Genomic DNA, 18701 nt, shown 5'->3' with positions numbered 1-18701 from the left:
GACACCCACCACAAGCCGAACCAACCGAAGGAACCATCATGATTGAGAAGCAGACCTCGTTCTTCAGTGAAGGCTGCCGCCTGCAGGCGACGATCTACTACCCCGAGAACCCGGCCACCGATGGCCCCCACCCGGCCCTGATCGTCAATTCGGGCTACCAGGGGTTCAACGAGTTCTACCCGAAGATGTTCGCCCAGAACCTGACGGAGCGAGGGTACGTCTGCCTCGGCTTCGACTACCGCGGCATGGCCGACAGCGAGGGCGAGAAGGGCACGGTCCTGATCGAGCAGCAGGTCGAGGACATCCGCAACGCGGTGACGTTCATGCAGGCGCAGGACGATGTCGACAACTCCCGCATCGGCCTGATCGGCTGGGGCATGGGCGCCGCCAACGTCGTCCTGGCTGCCGAAAAGGGGCACAACGTGGCCGGCGTCGCGGCCCTGAACGGCTTCTACGACGGCGAGCGCTGGCTGAAGTCGATCCACACGTACGACGAGTGGACCCGCATCCTGGACGAGGTCGCCGAGGACCGGACGCGGCGCGTTCTCGAGGGTGAGTCCCGCCTGGCCGACACGTTCGAGCACTACCCGCTGGACCCGGCCACCAAGGACTACGTGGGCAAGGAGCTGGAGCAGGTCTACGGCTTCGGGCACCCCACCCGCCTGCAGTTCACCGAGTCCATCATCGACCTGAAGGTGGAGCGCGCGGCCCGCCACCTCGGCGGGATCCCCCTGTTCATTGGCCACGGCTCGCGCAACACGCTGCACCCCTACGAGGAGGCGGCCAGCCTCTTCGAGGCGGCGTCCTCGCCGAAGACCCTCTACACGATCGACGGACGCCACAACGACTTCATGTACGGCGAACACCCGGAGTTCCACCTCCTGTGCGACCGCGTGGAGGACTTCTTCACCGAGGCGTTCCGGGTCAGCGCCGCGCCCGCGCGGCTCGTGTCCGCGTAGTCGCCCCGCCGCCCCTCGGCCCCCGCCGGGGCCGAGGGGCCCACCCGGAACCAACACTGCAGAGAACGGACCCATGACCGCCATCCGAGACGACCTCACCACCCGTGCCGCCTACGTCTCCGACGCCTCGATCTACCGCCGACTGCCCGCCGCGGTCGCCGAGCCGTCCAGCGTCGAGGAACTCAGGGACCTGCTCGCCCTGGCCCGCGAGCGCGGGTGGCCCGTGGTCGGCAGGGGAGGCGGGACTTCCGTGGCCGGAAACGCGATGGGAGATGGCCTGGTCATCGACACGTCGCGCCACTTCAACCGGATCCTGTCCATCGACGCCGAGAAGATGACCGCCACCATTGAGCCCGGAGTCGTCTGCGACCAGCTGCGTGAGGCAGCCTCGGAGTACGGGCTGACGTATGGCCCCGACCCCTCCACGCATTCACGCTGCACGGTCGGTGGCATGGTGGCCAACAACGCCTGCGGTTCGCACTCGATCGCGTGGGGGACGTCGGCGGACAATCTGGAGTCGCTCACGGTCATGCTCGCGGACGGCCGCGAGGTCGAACTGCGCAGGGGCGGGACGTCGGAGCCGGCCATCGACCGGGCCCTGCAGGCCATCCGCGACCGCCACCTCGCAATGCTCCGGACCGAGTTGGGACAGTTCCCGCGCCAGGTGTCCGGGTACGGGTTGCACTACCTCCTCGAGGAGAACGGTTTCGACACGGCCAAGGCCTTCGCCGGGTCCGAGGGCACGTGCGGCATCATCACACGACTCACCGTGCGGTTGGTGCGCAAACCCGCGCACACCGCCTTGGCTGTGCTCGGCTTCGAGGACGCCATCGCCGCAGCGACGGCAGCGCCCCACTTGCGTGTCCCCGGGGTCTACACGATCGAGGGCATGGGGGCAGACCTGATCGAGGCCCTGCAGACCCGGCCCGGACGGGAGCGTGCGGGATCCGAACTACCGGCCGGCGGCGGCTGGCTCTACTGCGAGGTGGGAGCCGACACCCTGGAGGAGGCCCAGGCGAGCGCCGGCCGCTTGCGGGGGCTCGTCGGTCGGGCCGTCGTCGACTCGATCGTCGTTCCCGAGGGACCGCTTGCGAAGGCCCTGTGGGCGATCCGCGAGGCGGGGGCCGGCATCGTGACGCGCCTGCCGGACGGCGGCGAGGCATGGCCGGGGTGGGAGGACTCCGCCGTTCCGCCCGCACGGCTCGGCGAGTACCTCCGCGACCTCTATCGACTGCTTCACGAACTGGGCCTGACCGGCATCCCCTTCGGGCACTTCGGCGAGGGATGTGTGCACATCCGCATTTCCTTCGACCTGGCCTCGGATGCCGGCGTGGCCGGCTACCGGACGTTCATCGAGCGGGCCGCCGAGCTCGTGCGCGCCTACGGGGGATCCGTCTCCGGCGAGCACGGCGACGGGCGGGCCCGTTCCGAGATGCTGCCCGCCATCTACTCGGCGGAGGCCATCGCCGCCTTCGGTGAATTCAAGCGGGTCTTCGACCCGGACCGCGTGTTCAATCCGGGCGTGCTTGTCGACCCGGAGCCCATCGACCAGGGCATCCGTCCGGGCCCGGGCGCACGGACTTTCGACCTCCGTCCTGTCCACGCGCTGAGCCGGGACGGCGGCTCCTTCGCGGGCGCCGTCAACCGGTGCGTCGGCGTCGGTGCGTGCCGTTCAGACGTCGGGGCCATGTGCCCCTCCTTCCAGGCGACCGGGGACGAGGTGCACTCCACGCGGGGCCGCGCGCGGGCGCTGGCGGAGATGCTCCGCGGCGAGACCATCACCGACGGATGGAAGTCGAAGGAGACCCTCGAGGCCCTCGACCTGTGCCTCTCGTGCAAGGCGTGCGCCACCGAGTGCCCCGTCAACGTCGACATGGCCACCTACAAGGCCGAGTTCCTCCACCACCACTTCGGCCAGGGCCTCCGCTCGTTCATCGGCCGGAACAGGCGGCCCATGGCACAGTTCACGATGGGGTGGATGCCGCTTCTGATGCGGCTCGTCGAAAGGGTCCCGTTCGGCTTCCGGCTCATCAACCTTCTCGAGTCTTTCCGGCCCGTGGAGGAACTGACGAAGCGGCTGGGCGGAATCGAGACGCGGCGCCGCATGATCTCCTTCAGCGACAAACCGCTGACGCGTTGGTTCCGGGATCGGAACGGCAGGCGCCCGGGGGATGACGCCGACGGCCGCGAGACCGTGGTCCTCTGGCCCGATACCTTCACCAACTTCTCTGCCGACGCCCCCGGCAGGGCGGCCGTCGAGGTCCTCGAGGCGATGGGCTACCGGGTCCTGCTTCCCATGGACAACGTCTGCTGCGGGCTCACGTGGCACTCCACCGGCCAGTTGGACATGACCAGGAAGGTCCTGCGCGACACCCTGGACGTCATGGAGCCGCTCCTGGAGGCCGGTTACCCCATCATCGGGCTGGAACCCTCGTGCACGGTCATGTTGCAGGACGAGATCACGGAGCTGTTGCCGGACGACGCGAGGGCGGCCACGGTCGCCCAACTGACGACCACCCTGGGGGCCTTCACCGCCCGCCACGCGGAGGACGGCAAGCCTTGGCCCTTCGGGACCCTCTCCACCTCCGCCGGTCCCGCGGCCGCCGTCTGCCAGGTCCACTGCCACCAGCAGTCCACCCACGGGTACGGCGACGAACTCGGGGTTCTGGCCAGGCTGGGGGTCGACCCCGCCGTCGTGGGCGGGGGGTGCTGCGGCCTGGCCGGCAACTGGGGCTTCGAGCCGGGCCACTACGAGGTGTCGCAGACGCTGGGCGAGCGCAACCTGTTCCCCGCCATCCGCGAGGCCGGCGAGGGGGCAATCGTCCTCGCCGACGGTTTTTCCTGCCGCACCCAGATTGCGCAGGGGACCGGGGCCGAGGGCGTGCACCTGGCAGAGGTCCTCGCCGCGGCCCTGCCGCCGCGTCCCGGAGCCGACTGCCCGGCCGCGTCGACGCCCGCGCGACGAGGATGAACCCGCGGCGGCCTTGGCCGCGTCACTGCAGCGTCGCGTCGTCCCCGATCGCCTCTTCGGGGGACCGCCCCGGGTCCGGGAGCTCGGACAACAGCTGCCGCACATTGTCGCGGTAGCGGTCGTCTGCGACCTCGAGGAGGTCCTCGAGCAGCAGCCGCAGCCGCTGCGGCACCTGCAGGGTGTCCTTGCCGAAATGCGCGATCTCCAGGACGGCGAGCTCCAGCAGCCCGGCGATGGGCTGGGGATGGTGCACCACGCGCACGAGGCCGTCGTCGTCGGTGATGTACGGGCTCGGGGAGGCGCGCTGGACCAGCACGCGCAGCAGGCGGTGCAGTTCGTTGAGGCACTGCACCGCCGTCGTCGGGTCGTTGATGCCGGGGGAGAGCGCCCGGTCGGCAATGTCCACGAGCTGCCGGACCCCGAACCCCACGTCCTGCCGGGACTCCCGCTCGGGGCCGAGGCCGACGAGCCGGTAGACCTCCTGGCGGGCGCCGTCGTCGAGGTCCCGCGTGCCCCAGACCCGCAGCATGCCCTGGCCCTCGGTGAGGAACTGGCCGACGGGGCGGTCGACGGTGACCACCACGTCCCGCTGCCGGGCCCACCGGACCAGTCCGGCGTAGTCGACGTGCGTGACCACCCCGTGCCGCGGCGACGCGAGCCCGACATGGCCGGTCCCCGGGGCCGGCGACCAGGTCGGTCCCAAGGCCGGGATGCCCGACCCGGCGGGTTCCGGGTACATCCTGTCGGCCACGCCGAGGGTGCGTTCCCCGATGCGGGAGACGACGTGGGAGACCTGGATGGCTGTCGTGATGTGGTGGATGAACGCCAGGAAGAAGCCGACCGACCCCAGTACCAGCGCGAACGCCAGGGTCACCGAGACGTGCGGCACGAACTGCTCTGTCTCGTTGGCCCCGCGCACATGCCGCGTCACCGTCAGGGCGAAGACGAAGGTCGCCACGAAGATCCCCAGGGTCCCCTGCACCACACGGCTCTGCAGGAAGCCGCCGAGAAGGCGCGGCGTGAACTGGCTCGAGGCGAGCTGCAGCACCACGATGGTGATGGAGAAGACGAGGCCCGTCACCGAGATCATCGCCGAGGCCACGGTGCTCAGCACCTGGCGCGCGCCGTCCGGGCCACCCTGGAAGACGTACCGCAGCCGCGCGCCGCCCCACTGCTCCTCGGCCAGCGGCAACCCGAGGCCCAGCCCCACGGCGGCCACGACACAGGCCGCGGGGATGGCCCAGAACGGTTTCCAGAGCCGATGCCACCACGTCTCGACAGGAACCTGCGGGACCGCGCCCCGGGCCCGGTGTCCTGGGGCCGAGGCGGAGCGGGGCGCGTCGGCGGCCCGCTGCTTGTCCGGCGCATCATCCATGGGCCCATCCTGCCAGCATGCCCGGGGGGTTCCGGAGGGTTCCGGAACCCCCGGGACTCGCGGTGTGCCGGGGCGGCGTCTCCATGTAAGTGTCGGTGGCCAGACCCGCCCAACCCCGGGGCTGCGCGGGCCTGGCCGCCGGCCCCTAGCCCAGCGAGGCGAGCAGCTCGGCGCAGGCCTGCTCGCAGCGGCGGCACGCCTCGGCGCACACCTTGCAGTGCTCGTGCATCTCCGCGTGCTGCCCACACTCCTCCGCGCAGGCCCGGCAGGCCTGGCGGCAGGCCTCCAGCATCGCGCGGGTGACGGCGGCGTTGTTGCCCGTCTGGCGGGAGAGGACGTTGCCGGTCGTGGTGCAGATGTCCGAGCAGTCGGCGTTCAGCCGGATGCACTGGGCCAGTTCGGCCACCTTGTCCTCGGCGAGGCAGGCGTCGGCGCAGGCCGTGCACGTCTGGGCGCACTGGAAGCAGGCCTCGATGCATTCGGCCAGCTTCTGCCGGTCGATGTCGCCGAGGTTCTTCGGGTAGGTATCCAGCATGGAGCTCACGTGGTGTGTCATGGCGTTTCCTTCGGTTGGCGGTCGGAGTGCCACGGGAGTCCGGTGCGCCGCCCTGCGGTTCGGCTCGTTCCGGACCCACGCCCTTCGACCGTAGGCCGGTCCCGGGCCGGCTTGAAGGGGAGCGGGAGACGCAGGCCGGTGGAGGGCGGACACCCGTCGAGGGGCCGGCCATCGGCGCGGCAGCGCCTCACCCCAGGTGCTCCTCCATGGCGGCCGCCACCTCCCGGGGCGAGTCCTCGGTCGGGATGTGCTTGCCCGGGACCTCGACGAGGTCGCTGTTCGGGATTTCCTCCACGTAGCGCCGCGCGAATGCGACCTTCTGGAAGTCGTCGTCGACGCCCCACACGAGGCGCGTCGGGACGGCGGCGTCCTTCAGGCCGGCCACCAGATCCAGCGTGTACCCGGCGTCGGCGGCCGCGGCCATGGCCATCCAGGAGCGGGCACGGGCCGGTTCCCGCCAGGGCGAGACGTAGTCCGCGATCTCTTCCTCGGACAGCGTCCGGCCGACGGCGAGCGGCATGGTCTTCGTCCGCGCCCGCAACAGGTTCCCGGGGCTGGTCGCCTCCCGCACCGCGGGGTCGCGGAAGCGCTCGACGGCGGGCACCGGCCACGAGTCGAACATGACGGCGTTGACCAGGACCATCCGGTCCACGCGTCCACTGCGCGCGGCAAGGTGTTGGGCGATGCCGCCACCGATGTCGTGCCCCGCCACCGCGAAGTCCCCGATCCCGAGCGCGTCGGCGGCGCCCAACACCGTGTCGGCCAGGGCCGGCACGGTGGCGTCCTCGGGCCGGAGTTCGCCGGCGCTCCGTCCAAACCCGGGCAGGTCGAGTGCGATACAGCGGCGGTGCCGCCCCAGTGCCGGGAGGACGGGCTGCCAGACCCGGCTCCAGAACGTGCCGTGCAGCAGGATCAGCGGCGGTGCGTCGTCGTCGCCGGCTGCGAGGTAGGACAGGCGGCTCCCGTCGAGATCGAGGTCGTGGCGGCGGACGGTGGAGTCAGAGGTGGTCACGCGCCCACGCTAGGGCCGCCCTGCCGCCGCGCCAAGGAGTTCGGGGTCGCGGTTTCCTCCCGAGAGGCAGTGGCCGCTCGCGGTTCTTTTCCGGGGCCGTCTCCTTTCGGGCGGGCAGCTGAAGGGGGTGAGGAGCAAGGCGCAGCGGGCCCCTTGACCCTCGGCCGGGACGCGCCCATGGTCGAGGTGAAGGGGTGAGTGGCATGGCTGACGATCCGAGGGGACCGAACGGGCGCCCCGGCCGGCGTTGGGGATGGGACCGCGACCGCGAGGGGCCGCCGCCGGGCAAGTGGCTGTTCCTCGGCGGTCTCATGGTCGCCGTCCTGTTCGCCGTCTTCTTCCTGCCGCTCGGCCGCTTCGACGGCCCGGTCGCCTTCATCCTGTGGTCCGGCGTGGCCGTGAGCCTGTCGGCCGCCCTGTACGGGCTGTACCGGTGGATCCGCGGTCCTGGTGCCTTGGACAGGCCCCACGGGCCGGGCGCCCGGGACTGAGGCGGAAGCCGCGCTCACGCAGTGTTCTCGATGGACCGAACGCGCGCGGGTGCGGTTCGTGGCTACGGCAGCGGGTCCGGCCGCCCCATTTCCGTGTGCTCCCACCGGACGCGCAGCCGCGCGTCCCCGCTGCGCCGCACGGCGTCCGTGGTCACCCGGTCCAGTTCGGCGCGCCATTCCTCGACGACGAGCAGCGCCGAGGAACGCAACAGGGGCTGCCGGTACAGGCACAGGGCCCGTTCGGCGTCGAAGGACTCGAGGGCGACCTGAAGTTGGCCGACGTCGCTGGCTACGCGCGCCGGCTCGGCGAACCGGTACGGCCGGGTGGCCACGACCGGCCCCAACCGGCGTCGCAGCCGGTGCATCTCCGTGCGGATGGTGCCCGGCGTGCCGTCGTCCCCGTACACGGCGTACGCCAGCTCCTCGGCGCTCCAGCCGCGCTCGCGCAGGCACAGCAGCGCCAGGATCTCCGCGGTGCGCAGCGTCAGCTCGAACCATGCGCCGCCGTCGACCCGCGCCATCGCCGGTTCGGCCAGCAGCCGCAGCTCGAGCCGCGGCCCCGCCGTGGTCGACGGCGCCGCGCCGGGACCGCCCAGCAGCGCCTCCAGCACCCGGGCCGCGGAGCGCACCAGGTGCCGCGTGTCCGCGGTCGCGCTCTCGCGCGGGCCGGACAGGTCCAGGACGCCGAGCACCTCGCCCGTCGCGGGATCGCGCACCGGCGCGGACGTGCAGTCCCAGTCGCCGTGCGACAGCGCGAAGTGCTCGGGACCGCGCAGCTCCTCGGGGCGCCCGCTCAGCAGGGCCTGACCGATCGCGTTCGTTCCCACGCCGTCCTCGTCCCACCCGGCCCCTTCGACGAATCCCAGCCGGTCCGCGCGGCGCAGTGCGGCCTTCCCGCCGCGGCGCCACAACACGGTCCCGTCGGGGCCGGCGATGACGGCGAGCCGGTCTTCGGACGGGCCGGCGGATAGCCCCAGGACGTCGGCCGCGACGTCGACGTGCCGCGCGAGCGGGGAGTCCCCGCGTCGGGCGCCGACGTCGTCGTCCGCCAGCACGCGGCGCGGCCCGCCCAGGTCCCGCGACAGCCCGAGGGCGGAGCAGCGCTCCCAGGCCGCGTCGATCCCGCCGCGCCCCCCGGGCGCGGAAGCGGGCGACGGCGGCGGCGGCTGGGCTGGCTGGGCGTGCAACGTCCGTGTAACCCCCTGGCGAGGACAGTGAGCGGTGTCACACCAGCTTAGCCCCCGCGGGAGTCGGGGCAACGGGACGGGAGGAACCATGACGGACACAGCCACCGGCGCGGACACGGGCACGGACACGAACGCGGAGGCCCACGAGGTCCGCGCGTGGATCGGGCAGCTCGACGCGGCCCTGCGCGCGCAGGACGCGCGGGCGGCCGCTGACCTCTTCGAGGAGGAGGGGTTCTGGCGCGACTTCCTGGCGTTCACATGGAACCTCAAGACCCTCGAGGGGCGCGAGCGAATCCGGCACATGCTCGAGGCGACGCTGGGCCACGCCCGCCCCACCGGGTGGGAGGTTGAGGGGGAGCCGACGACGGTGGACGGAGTCACCGAGGCGTGGCTGCGCTTCGAGACCGGCCAGGGCCGCGGGTGGGCGCTGCTCCGCCTCCGGCGCGGCAAGGCGTGGATCCTCTTGACGACGCTGCAGGAGCTCAAGGGGTTCGAGGAGCGCAAGGGGGCCGCGCGCGACCGCGGCGTCGTCCACGAGATCCAGCGCGGCCGCACGACGTGGCTGGAGCGCCGGCGGCAGCGCGAGGAGGCGCTCGGCGACACCGAGCAGCCGTACTGCCTCGTCGTCGGCGGCGGCCAGGGTGGCATCGGTCTGGCGGCCCGGCTGGGGAGGCTGGGCATCCCGACGGTCGTCGTCGATAAGAACGACGCCCCCGGCGACGCCTGGCGCAACCGCTACAAGTCCCTCCACCTGCACGACCCCGTCTGGTACGACCACATGCCGTACCTCCCGTTCCCCGACGACTGGCCGGTTTTCCCCGCAAAGGACAAGATCGCCGACTGGCTCAAGCACTACGCGGACATCATGGAGCTGAACTACTGGTCCCGGACCGAGTGCACTTCGGCACAGTGGGACGAGGCGTCCGGGACCTGGACCGTCGTGCTGGACCGGGACGGGCGCAAGACGGTCCTCCATCCGACGCAGTTGGTCTTCGCCCTCGGCGTCTCCGGCTACCCGAACATCCCCTCCTTCCCCGGCGCGGAAACCTTCCGCGGGCGGCAGCACCACTCCTCGGCCCACGCCGGAGGGGACAACTGGGAGGGCAAGCGCGCCGTCGTCATCGGGTCCAACAACTCCGCCCACGACATCTGCGCCGACCTGTGGGAGCACGGCGCCGAGGTCACGATGGTCCAGCGCTCCTCCACCCACATCTCCCGCAGCGAATCCCTCATGGACCTGGCGCTCGGCCCGCTGTACTCGGAGGAGGCGCTCTCCGCGGGGGTGACGACCGAGAAGGCGGACATGCTCTTCGCGTCGTGGCCGTACCGCGTCCTGCCGGACGTGCAGCGGCCCGTCTACGACGAAATGGCCCGGCGGGACAAGGGCTTCTACCAGGACCTCGAGGCCGCCGGGTTCCAGCTCGACTTCGGTGAGGACGGCTCCGGCCTGTTCCTGAAGTACCTGCGGCGGGGCTCCGGCTACTACATCGACGTGGGCGCCTCCCAGCTGGTCATCGACGGACGGGTCCGGCTCGCCGCCGGGCAGGTCGAGCGGCTCACGGAGGACGCCGTCGTGCTGGCCGACGGGACCGAGCTGCCCGCCGATCTCGTGGTTTACGCGACCGGGTACGGGTCGATGAACGAGTGGCTCGCCGACCTGATCTCCCCCGAGGTCGCCGAACGCGTCGGCAAGTGCTGGGGCTACGGCTCCGACACCACGCGCGACCCCGGGCCCTGGGAGGGGGAGCTGCGCAACATGTGGAAGCCGACCAACGTCGCGAACCTCTGGATCCACGGCGGCAACCTCCACCAGAGCCGGCACTACTCCAAGTACCTGGCGCTGCAACTCAAGGCGCGCATGGAGGGGCTGCCGACACCCGTGTTCGAGCTGGAGGCGTCGCACCACCCGCACTGACCGGGTGGTCGACCCCGCGGGACGCCCGGGACACATTCGGCCGCCGCCACCGAGCTCACTCCGGCGTGTCCCGGGCAACACGCCGGGGGCGACGACGGATCGGGGATCGCGTGGCGGGGCATGTGTCCCGGGCGTCCCCGCAGCCGGCCGAGCCCGCGCCGCGCCAACCGTAGAATCGGGGGAGGGCCCGGCCATTGCCGGTCCACGAGCCAGGCCGGACGAGCCTTGGCCCGGCTTGCCACGGGAGGAGGACACGCCATGCGAACCCCGCTCGGCCTGTGGCTCCCGACCGCACGCCCGGTCGCTACGAGCCTGGGTCTGCTCGCGCTGCTGTTCGGCCTCCTCGGGATGCACACGCTCGGCCTCGGCCACGCGGCCCACGCCCCCGGCGGCACGGCGACCGCGACGCACGCCAGTGCTGCCCCGGCGCATGCGGGCCACGGCCACGCCGTCGCCCGGGCAGTGGCCGGCGACGACGGCGGTGCCGGATTCGCCGCGGGCTGCGGAGAGCTGTGCGGCGCCCAGACGCTCGCGGGCCTGTGCCTGCTCGTGCTCGCCTCCATTCCGCTGCTGTTCCGGCTGTTCCGCGGGGCCCTCCGCCCCGTCCCCGGGCGCGGACTGCCGGCGCCGCCGGCTTGGCGGCCACCCCGGCGGCACTACGTGCCGCCGGCTCCTTCCCTGGTCCAACTTTCGATTAGCCGCACGTAGGGCGTCCCACCGGTCCGGCCCAGCGCGGCCGGCGCCGGCCCGCGGCGCGCCCCGCCAGACGCCAGTCCGGCTCCACGGGCGTGCCTCCGACGCGACCACGATCGAAGGAGACCACGACATGAAGCACACCTACGACTTCCCGAAACCCGTCCTCACCGCCCTGACGCTGGCGGCCGGCCTGGCGCTCGCCGGCTGCGCCGGGCAGGAACCGGCGGCCGAGGGCCCGGCCGAATCCAGCAGCGCCGCAACCCACGACGGCCACGGCGGCTCCGGGTCGGCCACTTCCCCGGCCAACTCCGAACCGACGTCCTCCGCGGAGGCGACCGGCGGGATCAGCGCCGAGCACAACGACGCGGACACGACGTTCGCGCAGATGATGATTCCCCACCACGAGCAGGCCGTCGCGATGGGCGAGACCATGCAGGCCAAGGACGGGCTGGACCCGGAGGTGGCGCGGATGGCCCGGCAGATCAAGGAGGCGCAGGCCCCCGAGATCGAGCGCATGACCGCCATGCTGGAGGCCTGGGGCGAGCCCGTCGAGGCAGGGCACGACGGCCACGCCATGGAGGGGATGCTCAGCGAGGACCGGATGGCCGAGCTCGAGTCCGCCCAGGGGGAGGAGGCGGCCACCCTGTTCCTGGAGGGCATGATCGCGCACCACGAGGGGGCCGTCGCCATGGCCGAGGAGGAGCTGGCCAACGGCACCAACCCGCAGGCGCTCGAGCTGGCGCAGGCGATCGTCGACGCCCAGGAGGCCGAGATCCAGCAGATGCAGGCGATGCTCCATGGGTAGCCGCCGGACCGCCGCGGCCAGGGCGGCCACGCGGCGCGCCGCACTGGCCCTCGCCGGCGCCGCCGCCGTCGTCCTCGCCGGGTGCGGGGCGCCCCAGGGCGGGCCGGAGCCGCAACCCGAGGGTGCGACGGCGTCGTCGTCCCCGTCGGCGCAGGAGGGGGCCGCCGCCCCCGCCATCCCGTCCGCCCACGTCCACGGGCTCCACGTCGACGCCGAAGGCCGCGTCCTCGTCGCCACGCACGAGGGGCTATTCGATGCCGCGGCCGCGGGGGCGGAGCGCATCGGGCCGCACATCGACCTGATGGGGTTCGCGGCCGACGGCGAGACGCTCTACGCCTCCGGCCACCCGGACCCGGCCACCGGGATCCCGGAGCCGGCCGGGCTGCTGCGCTCGGACGACGGCGGCTCCACCTGGCAACAGCTCTCCCGGCAGGGCGAGTCCGACTTCCACGCCCTGACGACCACCCGCGCCGGGATCGTCGCTTTCGACGGCACGCTCCGCACGACCGCCGACGGCCAGTCGTGGACCGCCGTCGACACCCCGCTGCGCCCCTACGCGCTCGCCGGCCACCCGGACGGCGACGTCGTGCTCGGCACCACGGAGCAGGGCGTCTGGCGCTCGGCCGACGGCGGGGTCACCTGGACGGAACCGGAGGGCGGTCCGGTGCTGCAGAACATCGCGTTCGCAGACGCGCGGACCGCCGCCGGGGTGACGCCGTCGGGGGAGGTCCAGGTGACCACGGACGCGGGCCGCAGTTGGGAGGCCGCCGGCCAGGCCGGTGGGCCGCCCGCGGCGATCGCGGCGCGCCCCGGGGCCGGGGGAGGGCCCGAGGTCTGGGTCGTCACGGGAGACCAGGTGCGGCACTCGGACGACGGCGGGAAGACGTTCGCCGCGCTGGAGGCCAGCGCGGGCTGAGCCGGGCCGGGGCGCGGGCTGCCGGCACCCCCGGCTTGACCCGAGCCACCGGCCACCCGACAGACCCCGCCCCCCGACAGCCCCCGCCCCCCGGGCCCGGAGCGGCGCGGGGACGGCTGGGACACATTCGCGCGCGGCCACTGCCGTGGACCCGGCGTGTCGCGCGGAACACGCCGGGTCGGACGCGGGGTCTGGGCCGTCGCGGAGGCAGATGTGTCCCGGGCGTCCCCGGTGCTGTGCCCGGGAGCGGGGAAGGGGCCCCGAGGCGCCTTTTCACATTTGAGACCCCGATGATTCTCATGTGTGATACGCTGTCGGCGGTGGTCCGAAGAGACCCGCGTCACCATCAGGTCAGGAGTTTGCCGTGCCCAGCAACGCCCCCTCATCCCAGGCCGCGCCCCTCTCCGCGTCCTCGCTGCCGGACCTTCAGGCGGCCCGGCCGACGTACGACCGCGCTGAAGTCAGCGCGGGGATCGTGCACTTCGGCGTCGGTGGATTCCACCGCGCCCACCAGGCCGTGTACCTGGACGCGCTGATGAACCGCGGGCTGGCGCTCGACTGGGGCATCTGCGGCATGGGCGTGCTGCCGGGGGACACCCGGATGCGCGACGCGCTCGCCGCCCAGGACCACCTGTACACCGTGGTGGTCAAGCACCCCGACGGGTCCACGGAGCCGCGGGTGGTCGGCTCGATCGTCGACTTCGTGCATGCGCCCGACGACCCGGAGGCCGCCGTCGAGCGCCTCGCCGACCCCGCGACGCGCATCGTCTCGCTGACGATCACCGAGGGCGGCTACAACTTCAAGCAGTCCACGGGCGAGTTCGACGCGGACCAGCCCGACGTCGCCCACGACCTGGCGGCGGCGCGCGACGGCGGCGGCGGTCCGCGCTCCGTCTTCGGCCTCGTCGTCGAGGCCCTGCACCGGCGCCGCGAGCGCGGGACCGGGCCCTTCACGGTCATGTCCTGCGACAACATCCAGGGCAACGGCGACGTCGCCCGCCGCCAGTTCACCGCCTACGCCGAGCTGCGCGACCCGGACCTGGCCGCCTGGATCCGCGACGAGGTGCCGTTCCCCAACAGCATGGTCGACCGGATCACGCCCGTCACCTCGGACGAGGACCGCGAGCGCCTCGCGCAGGACCACGGGATCGCCGACGCGTGGCCGGTGGTCTGCGAGCCCTACATCCAGTGGGTCCTCGAGGACCGGTTCGCCGCCGGCCGGCCGCCCTACGAGGAGGCCGGCGTCCAGCTCGTCGACGACGTCGAGCCCTACGAGCTGATGAAGCTGCGCCTCCTCAACGCCAGCCACCAGGCCCTCTGCTACCCGGGCTACCTGGCCGGCTACCGGTACGCCCACGAGGTCTGCACCGACCCGCTCTTCGTCGCCTACCTGCGCGCCTACATGGACCGCGAGGGCACCCCGACCCTGCGCCCCGTGCCCGGCGTCGACCTGCCCGCCTACAAGGACCGGCTGATCGAGCGCTTCGCCAACCCGGCCGTCCGGGACACGCTCGCCCGCCTCTGCGCCGAGTCCTCGGACCGGATCCCCCAGTGGCTGGTCCCCGCCATCCGCGAGAACCTCGACGCCGGCCGCCCCGTCGACGTCTCCGCCGCCATCGTCGCCTCCTGGGCCCGCTACGCCGAGGGGACGGACGAGCAGGGCGCGCCGATCGAGGTCGTCGACCAGCGGCGGGCCCGGGTCATGGACGCCGCCGCCCGGCAGCAGGGCGACGACCCGCTGGCGTTCGTGCGCGACCGCGAGCTCTTCGGCGACCTCGCCGACCGGCCGGAATTCACGGGGCCCTACCTGCGCGCCCTCGAGTCGTTCCAGCGTCACGGCGCGCGGGCCACGCTCGAGTCCCTCGTCGGCCCCTCCGCCTGACCCGCCGGCCCGGCTCCGCCTGACCCGCGGGCCCGGCTACCCCGCGGACCGCTCCAGGAGCGCCGCGCGCAGCTCCGCGTAGCGGGCCCGGTAGGCCGCGGCGCCGCCGTCGGACGCCGGGGCCAGCTCCGTCTCCACGAGCACGCCCCACGCCGGCAGCGCGCCGGTGGCGGCCCACGCCGCCTGCCGCGCGGCCCCGAGGGCCACGTACTCCTGCGGGTGCGGCACGGACACGGGCAGGCCCATGGTGTCCGCGAGCGCCTGGCGCAGCGCCGCGGAGCGCGTGCCGCCGCCGATGAGCAGCACGCGGCGGGTCTCCGTGCCGATCCCGCGCAACACGTCCAGGCAGTCCGCGAGCGAGTTCGCGACCGAGAGCACGGCCGCGCGGGCCACGTTCTCCGGCGTCCACGACGCCCGGGTCAGCCCGTGCAGCTGCCCGGTCGCGTCGGGCAGGTTCGGGGTCCGCTCGCCGTCGAAGTACGGCAGCATCGTCAGGCCGCCGGCGTCGCCCGGCCCGGCCTGGGCCAGCTCCGTGAACCGTGGCAGGTCCACGCCGAGCAGCCCCGCCGTGGACGCCATGACGCGCGCCGCGTTGATCGTGCACAGCAGGGGCAGGTGCCCGCCGGTGGCGTCGGCGAAGCCCGCCGTCAGGCCGGAGGGGTCCACCACGGGCTCGTTGGAGCGGGCGAACACGGTGCCGGAGGTGCCGACGGAGACCGCGACGTCCCCGGGCTCGAGCTCGAGTCCGAGGGCGGCGCCGGCGTTGTCCCCGGCGCCCGCGGAGACGGGCACCGGCCGCGCGGCGGACCCGCCCCACTCGGGCAGCAGGTGGCCGGCCGCCTCGCCGGGCCCGAGCACGGGCGGGAGCTCCGGCGAGGCGCCGAAGAACCGCTCGAGCAGGTCCGTGCGGTACTCGCCGGTGGCGGCGCTGAAGTACCCGGTCCCCGACGCGTCGGAACGGTCCGTGGCGAACGCGCCGGTCAGCTGCAGGACGAGCCAGTCGTGCGGCAGCATCACGCGGTACACGCGCGCGGCGGCCTCGGGGCGGGTCTCCCGCAGCCACGCCAGCTTGGTCAGCGTGATCGACGGGACGGGCAGGACGTTCACGGCGTCCATCCACGCGGCCACGCCCAGCTCGTCGACCATGCGGCGGGCCTGGCCGGCGCTGCGCGTGTCGTTCCAGAGCAGCGCCTCGACCACGGGCGCCCCGTCGCGGTCGACGGCGACGAGCCCGTGCTGCTGCGCGGAGACGCCCACGCCGACGACGTCGTCGCGCGCCGGCACGCCGGCGGCCTCCCACGCCGCGCGCAGGGCGCTCAGCCACACGGCGGGGTCGACGGCGGTGCCGTCCGGGTGCGGGGCGGAGCCGGAGGCGACGACGGCGCCGGTGGCCGCGTCGACGACGAGGACCTTGCAGGACTGGGTCGAGGAGTCGATGCCGACGACGACGCTCATCGCGCCACCTCCCCGTCGGCCCCCGCGTCCAGGCCGAGCAGCGCGGCGAGCTCGGTGTGCAGCGAGCCGTCGCACACCAGCGTGTCCACCACGCCGCGGCGGGCGGCCGCCTGGACGGCCACGGCCCGCTCGGCCCCGTAGGCCACGCCGATCGTGTGGCGGGCCCGCTGGATCTGGCCCATGGTCGCGGAGACGACCATGCCGTCGACCGGCGAGGCCACGTCGCGGCCCTCGGCGTCGAGCAGGCGGCCGCTGATCTCGGCGACCGCGCCGGCTTCGGTCGCGGCGCGGCGCGCGGCGTCGGGCACCCGGGACCAGACCGTGGACGTGCCCTCCATCCAGCGGCCGATCGCGATGGCCGCGACGTCGAGGTCGTCCGCCCGGTCGAGCGTGCGGCGGATCTCGGGGCTCGAGCGCAGGGCGGCCGCGTCGTCGACCACCAGCGGCGCCCACAGCGGCCAGGCGGCCCGCGACTCGAGGGCGGCCAGCAGGCGCGGGCCGGCGACGTCGTCGTCGTCCGAGATCGCCCCGGCGAGCTGCACGAACGAGCACGTCGGCATGGGCGGCAGGTGGCCCACCGCGCGCTGGAGCGTGCGCGACCACGCGACGCCGACCGTGCTGCCCGACGGCACCGCGCGGAAGAGGACGTCGGCGACGGCCCGCGCGAGGTCGTCGCGCGAGGTCCCGGCCCGGCCCGCCCCGACCGTCACGACGCTGCGGATGCCCAGCGCCTCGGCGAGGGCGACGTCGGAGTCGTCGTCGGGCACGTGGATGGTGATCCGGACGATCCCGCGGTCCTGGGCCTCCTGGAGCATGTTCGCCACCTGGAAGCGGGACAGGCCGCGCTCCTCGGCGATCTGGACCTTGGACTTGCCGTCGAGGAAGTGGTCGCGACCGACCGCGGCGAGCATCAGCGTCCGGGACCGGTCGGCCCGGGGTTCATCTTTCGACTTGATCATGGTCTCCACATTTGAGAGTCGTGGTGTTGCTCATTTGAGTATATATGGCTAGCATCACAGATGGGCAGTGCGCCCGTCACCCAGTCCGATCCCCGGTCCACGGATCACGTGCCCGAAGAGGAGCAGCATGCGCACCAAAGTCCTCCACCCCCAGTCTGGCCCCTCCGGGCCGCGAGCGCGCCGTTGGGCCGCCGCGGCAATCGGCCTCGCGGGCGCGCTGCTGCTGTCGGCGTGCGGGGGCCCGGCCGCCGAGGCGCGGGAGGAGATCGTCGTCGCGATCGTCGCGAACCCGCAGATGCAGGACGCGATCTCGCTCCAGGAGCACTTCGAGCAGGAGTACCCGGGCACGGACGTGCGGTTCGTGTCCCTGCCGGAGAACGAGGCGCGCGCCAAGATCACCGCGTCCGTCGCCACCGGCGGCGGCGAGTTCGACGTCGTCATGATCTCCAACTACGAGACCCCGATGTGGGCGGAGAACGGCTGGATCGAGAACCTCCAGCCCTACATCGACGAGACCGAGGGGTACGACGACGAGGACTTCATCGGCTCCATCCGCTCCGCGCTCAGCCACGAGGGGGACATGTACTCCGTGCCGTTCTACGGCGAGTCCTCCTTCCTCGTCTACAACAAGGAGCTCTTCCGCGAGGCCGGCGTGACGATGCCCGAGCAGCCGACCTGGACCGAGGTGCGCGAGCTCGCCGCGGAGCTGCACGACCCGCAGCGCAACCTCGCCGGCATCTGCCTGCGCGGCCTGGCCGGCTGGGGCGAGGTCATGGCCCCGCTGACCACCGTGATGAACACGTACGGCGGCGGCTGGTTCGACCGGGACTGGAACCCGACGCTCACGTCGCCCGAGACGACGCGGGCCGTCGAGGACTACGTCGACCTGGTCCGCACCTACGGCGAACCGGGCGCCGCGACGGCCGGCTACGGGGACTGCATCACGATGTACAGCCAGGGCCAGGCCGCCATGTGGTACGACGCGACCGCGATGGTCTCCACCGTCGAGGACCCGTCGTCGTCCACCGTCGCCGGGCAGAACGGGTACGCCCCGGCGCCCGTCATGGACACCGAGGCCGCCGGCTGGCTCTACAGCTGGTCCCTGGCGATCCCGTCGACGAGCGAGCACAAGGATGCGGCCTGGGACTTCATCTCCTGGATGACCGACAAGGACTACGCCCACCTCGTCGGCGAGGAGATCGGCTGGGAGCGGGTGCCGCCCGGAAGCCGCGAATCCACCTACGAGATCCCGGAGTACCGCGAGGTCTCCGAGGAGTACGCGGAACCGACGCTGCGGGCGATGAACAACGCCACCCAGGAACAGACCATGACCCGCCCCGTGCCCTACGAGGGCATCCAATTCGTGGCGATCCCCGAGTTCCAGGACCTGGGCACGCGGGTCGGCCAGCAGATCTCGGCGGCCATCGCCGGGCAGGTGAGCGTCCGGGAGGCGCTCGAACAATCGCAGGCGTACGCCGAGGACGTCGCCGTCGTCTACCAGCGCGAGAACGGAAACTAGACC

General features: G+C 72.9%; 15 protein-coding genes. 9 read left to right on the top strand and 6 right to left on the bottom strand.

What is annotated here, in order from left to right; genetic code table 11:
* Window positions 1-38 precede the first annotated feature (38 nt).
* Together AC1Q5D_RS16160 and AC1Q5D_RS16155 are read left to right on the top strand one after the other, a co-directional pair.
* Entirely contained in the window at window positions 39-959 is a 921-nt protein-coding gene (locus tag AC1Q5D_RS16160; RefSeq protein WP_481739479.1) for an alpha/beta hydrolase, read from the top strand.
* A gap of 73 nt (window positions 960-1032) precedes the next feature.
* Complete coding sequence (locus tag AC1Q5D_RS16155) at window positions 1033-3930, top strand: FAD-binding and (Fe-S)-binding domain-containing protein (RefSeq protein WP_481739478.1); 2898 nt, start codon at window positions 1033-1035, stop codon at window positions 3928-3930.
* Between the two features lie 22 nt (window positions 3931-3952).
* Here the strand turns inward: AC1Q5D_RS16155 and AC1Q5D_RS16150 are convergent, their stop codons facing one another.
* The 3 genes from AC1Q5D_RS16150 to AC1Q5D_RS16140 all read right to left on the bottom strand — a co-directional run bounded on the left by AC1Q5D_RS16150 (window position 3953) and on the right by AC1Q5D_RS16140 (window position 6873).
* Window positions 3953-5305 carry a DUF2254 domain-containing protein gene (locus AC1Q5D_RS16150; RefSeq protein WP_481739477.1) on the bottom strand — a complete coding sequence of 451 codons (1353 nt, stop codon included), beginning with the start codon at window positions 5303-5305 and terminating at the stop codon, window positions 3953-3955.
* 145 nt (window positions 5306-5450) lie between these two features.
* Complete coding sequence (locus tag AC1Q5D_RS16145; RefSeq protein ID WP_481739476.1) at window positions 5451-5861, bottom strand: four-helix bundle copper-binding protein; 411 nt, start codon at window positions 5859-5861, stop codon at window positions 5451-5453.
* Window positions 5862-6048: 187 nt separating this feature from the next.
* On the bottom strand, window positions 6049-6873 hold the full coding sequence (locus AC1Q5D_RS16140; protein WP_481739475.1) for an alpha/beta fold hydrolase: 825 nt from the start codon (window positions 6871-6873) through the stop codon (window positions 6049-6051).
* A 203-nt stretch (window positions 6874-7076) separates the two neighbouring features.
* Between AC1Q5D_RS16140 and AC1Q5D_RS16135 the strand changes: the two genes are divergently transcribed.
* A complete protein-coding gene (locus tag AC1Q5D_RS16135; protein ID WP_481739474.1) occupies window positions 7077-7364 on the top strand; it encodes a hypothetical protein in 288 nt (95 codons plus the stop codon).
* A 62-nt stretch (window positions 7365-7426) separates the two neighbouring features.
* On the opposite strand, the gene AC1Q5D_RS16130 is transcribed toward AC1Q5D_RS16135, so the two are convergent.
* Complete coding sequence (locus AC1Q5D_RS16130; RefSeq protein ID WP_481739473.1) at window positions 7427-8551, bottom strand: GAF domain-containing protein; 1125 nt, start codon at window positions 8549-8551, stop codon at window positions 7427-7429.
* Between the two features lie 88 nt (window positions 8552-8639).
* Here AC1Q5D_RS16130 and AC1Q5D_RS16125 point away from each other — a divergent pair, with 88 nt between their 5' ends.
* The 5 genes from AC1Q5D_RS16125 to AC1Q5D_RS16105 all read left to right on the top strand — a co-directional run bounded on the left by AC1Q5D_RS16125 (window position 8640) and on the right by AC1Q5D_RS16105 (window position 14765).
* Entirely contained in the window at window positions 8640-10466 is a 1827-nt protein-coding gene (locus tag AC1Q5D_RS16125) for a flavin-containing monooxygenase (protein ID WP_481739472.1), read from the top strand.
* Window positions 10467-10724: 258 nt separating this feature from the next.
* The gene (locus AC1Q5D_RS16120; RefSeq protein WP_481739471.1) at window positions 10725-11174 is read left to right on the top strand and encodes a DUF6153 family protein; all 450 of its coding nucleotides are present in this window, start codon (window positions 10725-10727) and stop codon (window positions 11172-11174) included.
* Window positions 11175-11292: 118 nt separating this feature from the next.
* The gene (locus tag AC1Q5D_RS16115) at window positions 11293-11967 is read left to right on the top strand and encodes a DUF305 domain-containing protein (protein WP_481739470.1); all 675 of its coding nucleotides are present in this window, start codon (window positions 11293-11295) and stop codon (window positions 11965-11967) included.
* Window positions 11960-12883: a F510_1955 family glycosylhydrolase gene (locus AC1Q5D_RS16110; RefSeq protein WP_481739469.1), complete on the top strand. Its 924-nt coding sequence runs from the start codon at window positions 11960-11962 to the stop codon at window positions 12881-12883. Before AC1Q5D_RS16115 ends, AC1Q5D_RS16110 begins: the two co-directional genes overlap by 8 nt.
* A 364-nt stretch (window positions 12884-13247) precedes the next feature.
* Window positions 13248-14765, top strand: a complete 1518-nt coding sequence (locus AC1Q5D_RS16105) for a mannitol dehydrogenase family protein (RefSeq protein WP_481739468.1) — start codon at window positions 13248-13250, stop codon at window positions 14763-14765.
* Window positions 14766-14801: 36 nt separating this feature from the next.
* On the opposite strand, the gene xylB is transcribed toward AC1Q5D_RS16105, so the two are convergent.
* Together xylB and AC1Q5D_RS16095 are read right to left on the bottom strand one after the other, a co-directional pair.
* Complete coding sequence (gene xylB / locus AC1Q5D_RS16100) at window positions 14802-16220, bottom strand: xylulokinase (protein ID WP_481739467.1); 1419 nt, start codon at window positions 16218-16220, stop codon at window positions 14802-14804.
* Window positions 16217-17179: a sugar-binding transcriptional regulator gene (locus tag AC1Q5D_RS16095; RefSeq protein WP_481739502.1), complete on the bottom strand. Its 963-nt coding sequence runs from the start codon at window positions 17177-17179 to the stop codon at window positions 16217-16219. The genes xylB and AC1Q5D_RS16095 overlap by 4 nt, the downstream gene beginning before the upstream one ends.
* Before the next feature lie 127 nt (window positions 17180-17306).
* Here AC1Q5D_RS16095 and AC1Q5D_RS16090 point away from each other — a divergent pair, with 127 nt between their 5' ends.
* Window positions 17307-18698, top strand: coding sequence for an ABC transporter substrate-binding protein (locus AC1Q5D_RS16090; RefSeq protein WP_481739466.1), 1392 nt, complete (start codon window positions 17307-17309; stop codon window positions 18696-18698).
* Window positions 18699-18701 lie beyond the last annotated feature (3 nt).

Source organism: Arthrobacter paludis (assembly GCF_056782315.1).
The sequence above is the reverse complement of the archived record's forward strand: the minus strand, read 5'-3'. Positions and strand labels throughout refer to the sequence as shown.

What these genes read in the sequence shown, in the direction of transcription:
- AC1Q5D_RS16160 (WP_481739479.1), top strand. Translation starts at nt 39, where the DNA reads ATGATTGAGAAGCAGACCTCGTTCTTCAGTGAAGGCTGCCGCCTGCAG.
- AC1Q5D_RS16155 (WP_481739478.1), top strand. Translation starts at nt 1,033, where the DNA reads ATGACCGCCATCCGAGACGACCTCACCACCCGTGCCGCCTACGTCTCC.
- AC1Q5D_RS16150 (WP_481739477.1), bottom strand. Translation starts at nt 5,305, where the DNA reads ATGGATGATGCGCCGGACAAGCAGCGGGCCGCCGACGCGCCCCGCTCC.
- AC1Q5D_RS16145 (WP_481739476.1), bottom strand. Translation starts at nt 5,861, where the DNA reads ATGACACACCACGTGAGCTCCATGCTGGATACCTACCCGAAGAACCTC.
- AC1Q5D_RS16135 (WP_481739474.1), top strand. Translation starts at nt 7,077, where the DNA reads ATGGCTGACGATCCGAGGGGACCGAACGGGCGCCCCGGCCGGCGTTGG.
- AC1Q5D_RS16125 (WP_481739472.1), top strand. Translation starts at nt 8,640, where the DNA reads ATGACGGACACAGCCACCGGCGCGGACACGGGCACGGACACGAACGCG.
- AC1Q5D_RS16120 (WP_481739471.1), top strand. Translation starts at nt 10,725, where the DNA reads ATGCGAACCCCGCTCGGCCTGTGGCTCCCGACCGCACGCCCGGTCGCT.
- AC1Q5D_RS16115 (WP_481739470.1), top strand. Translation starts at nt 11,293, where the DNA reads ATGAAGCACACCTACGACTTCCCGAAACCCGTCCTCACCGCCCTGACG.
- AC1Q5D_RS16110 (WP_481739469.1), top strand. Translation starts at nt 11,960, where the DNA reads ATGGGTAGCCGCCGGACCGCCGCGGCCAGGGCGGCCACGCGGCGCGCC.
- xylB (WP_481739467.1), bottom strand. Translation starts at nt 16,220, where the DNA reads ATGAGCGTCGTCGTCGGCATCGACTCCTCGACCCAGTCCTGCAAGGTC.
- AC1Q5D_RS16095 (WP_481739502.1), bottom strand. Translation starts at nt 17,179, where the DNA reads ATGATCAAGTCGAAAGATGAACCCCGGGCCGACCGGTCCCGGACGCTG.
- AC1Q5D_RS16090 (WP_481739466.1), top strand. Translation starts at nt 17,307, where the DNA reads ATGCGCACCAAAGTCCTCCACCCCCAGTCTGGCCCCTCCGGGCCGCGA.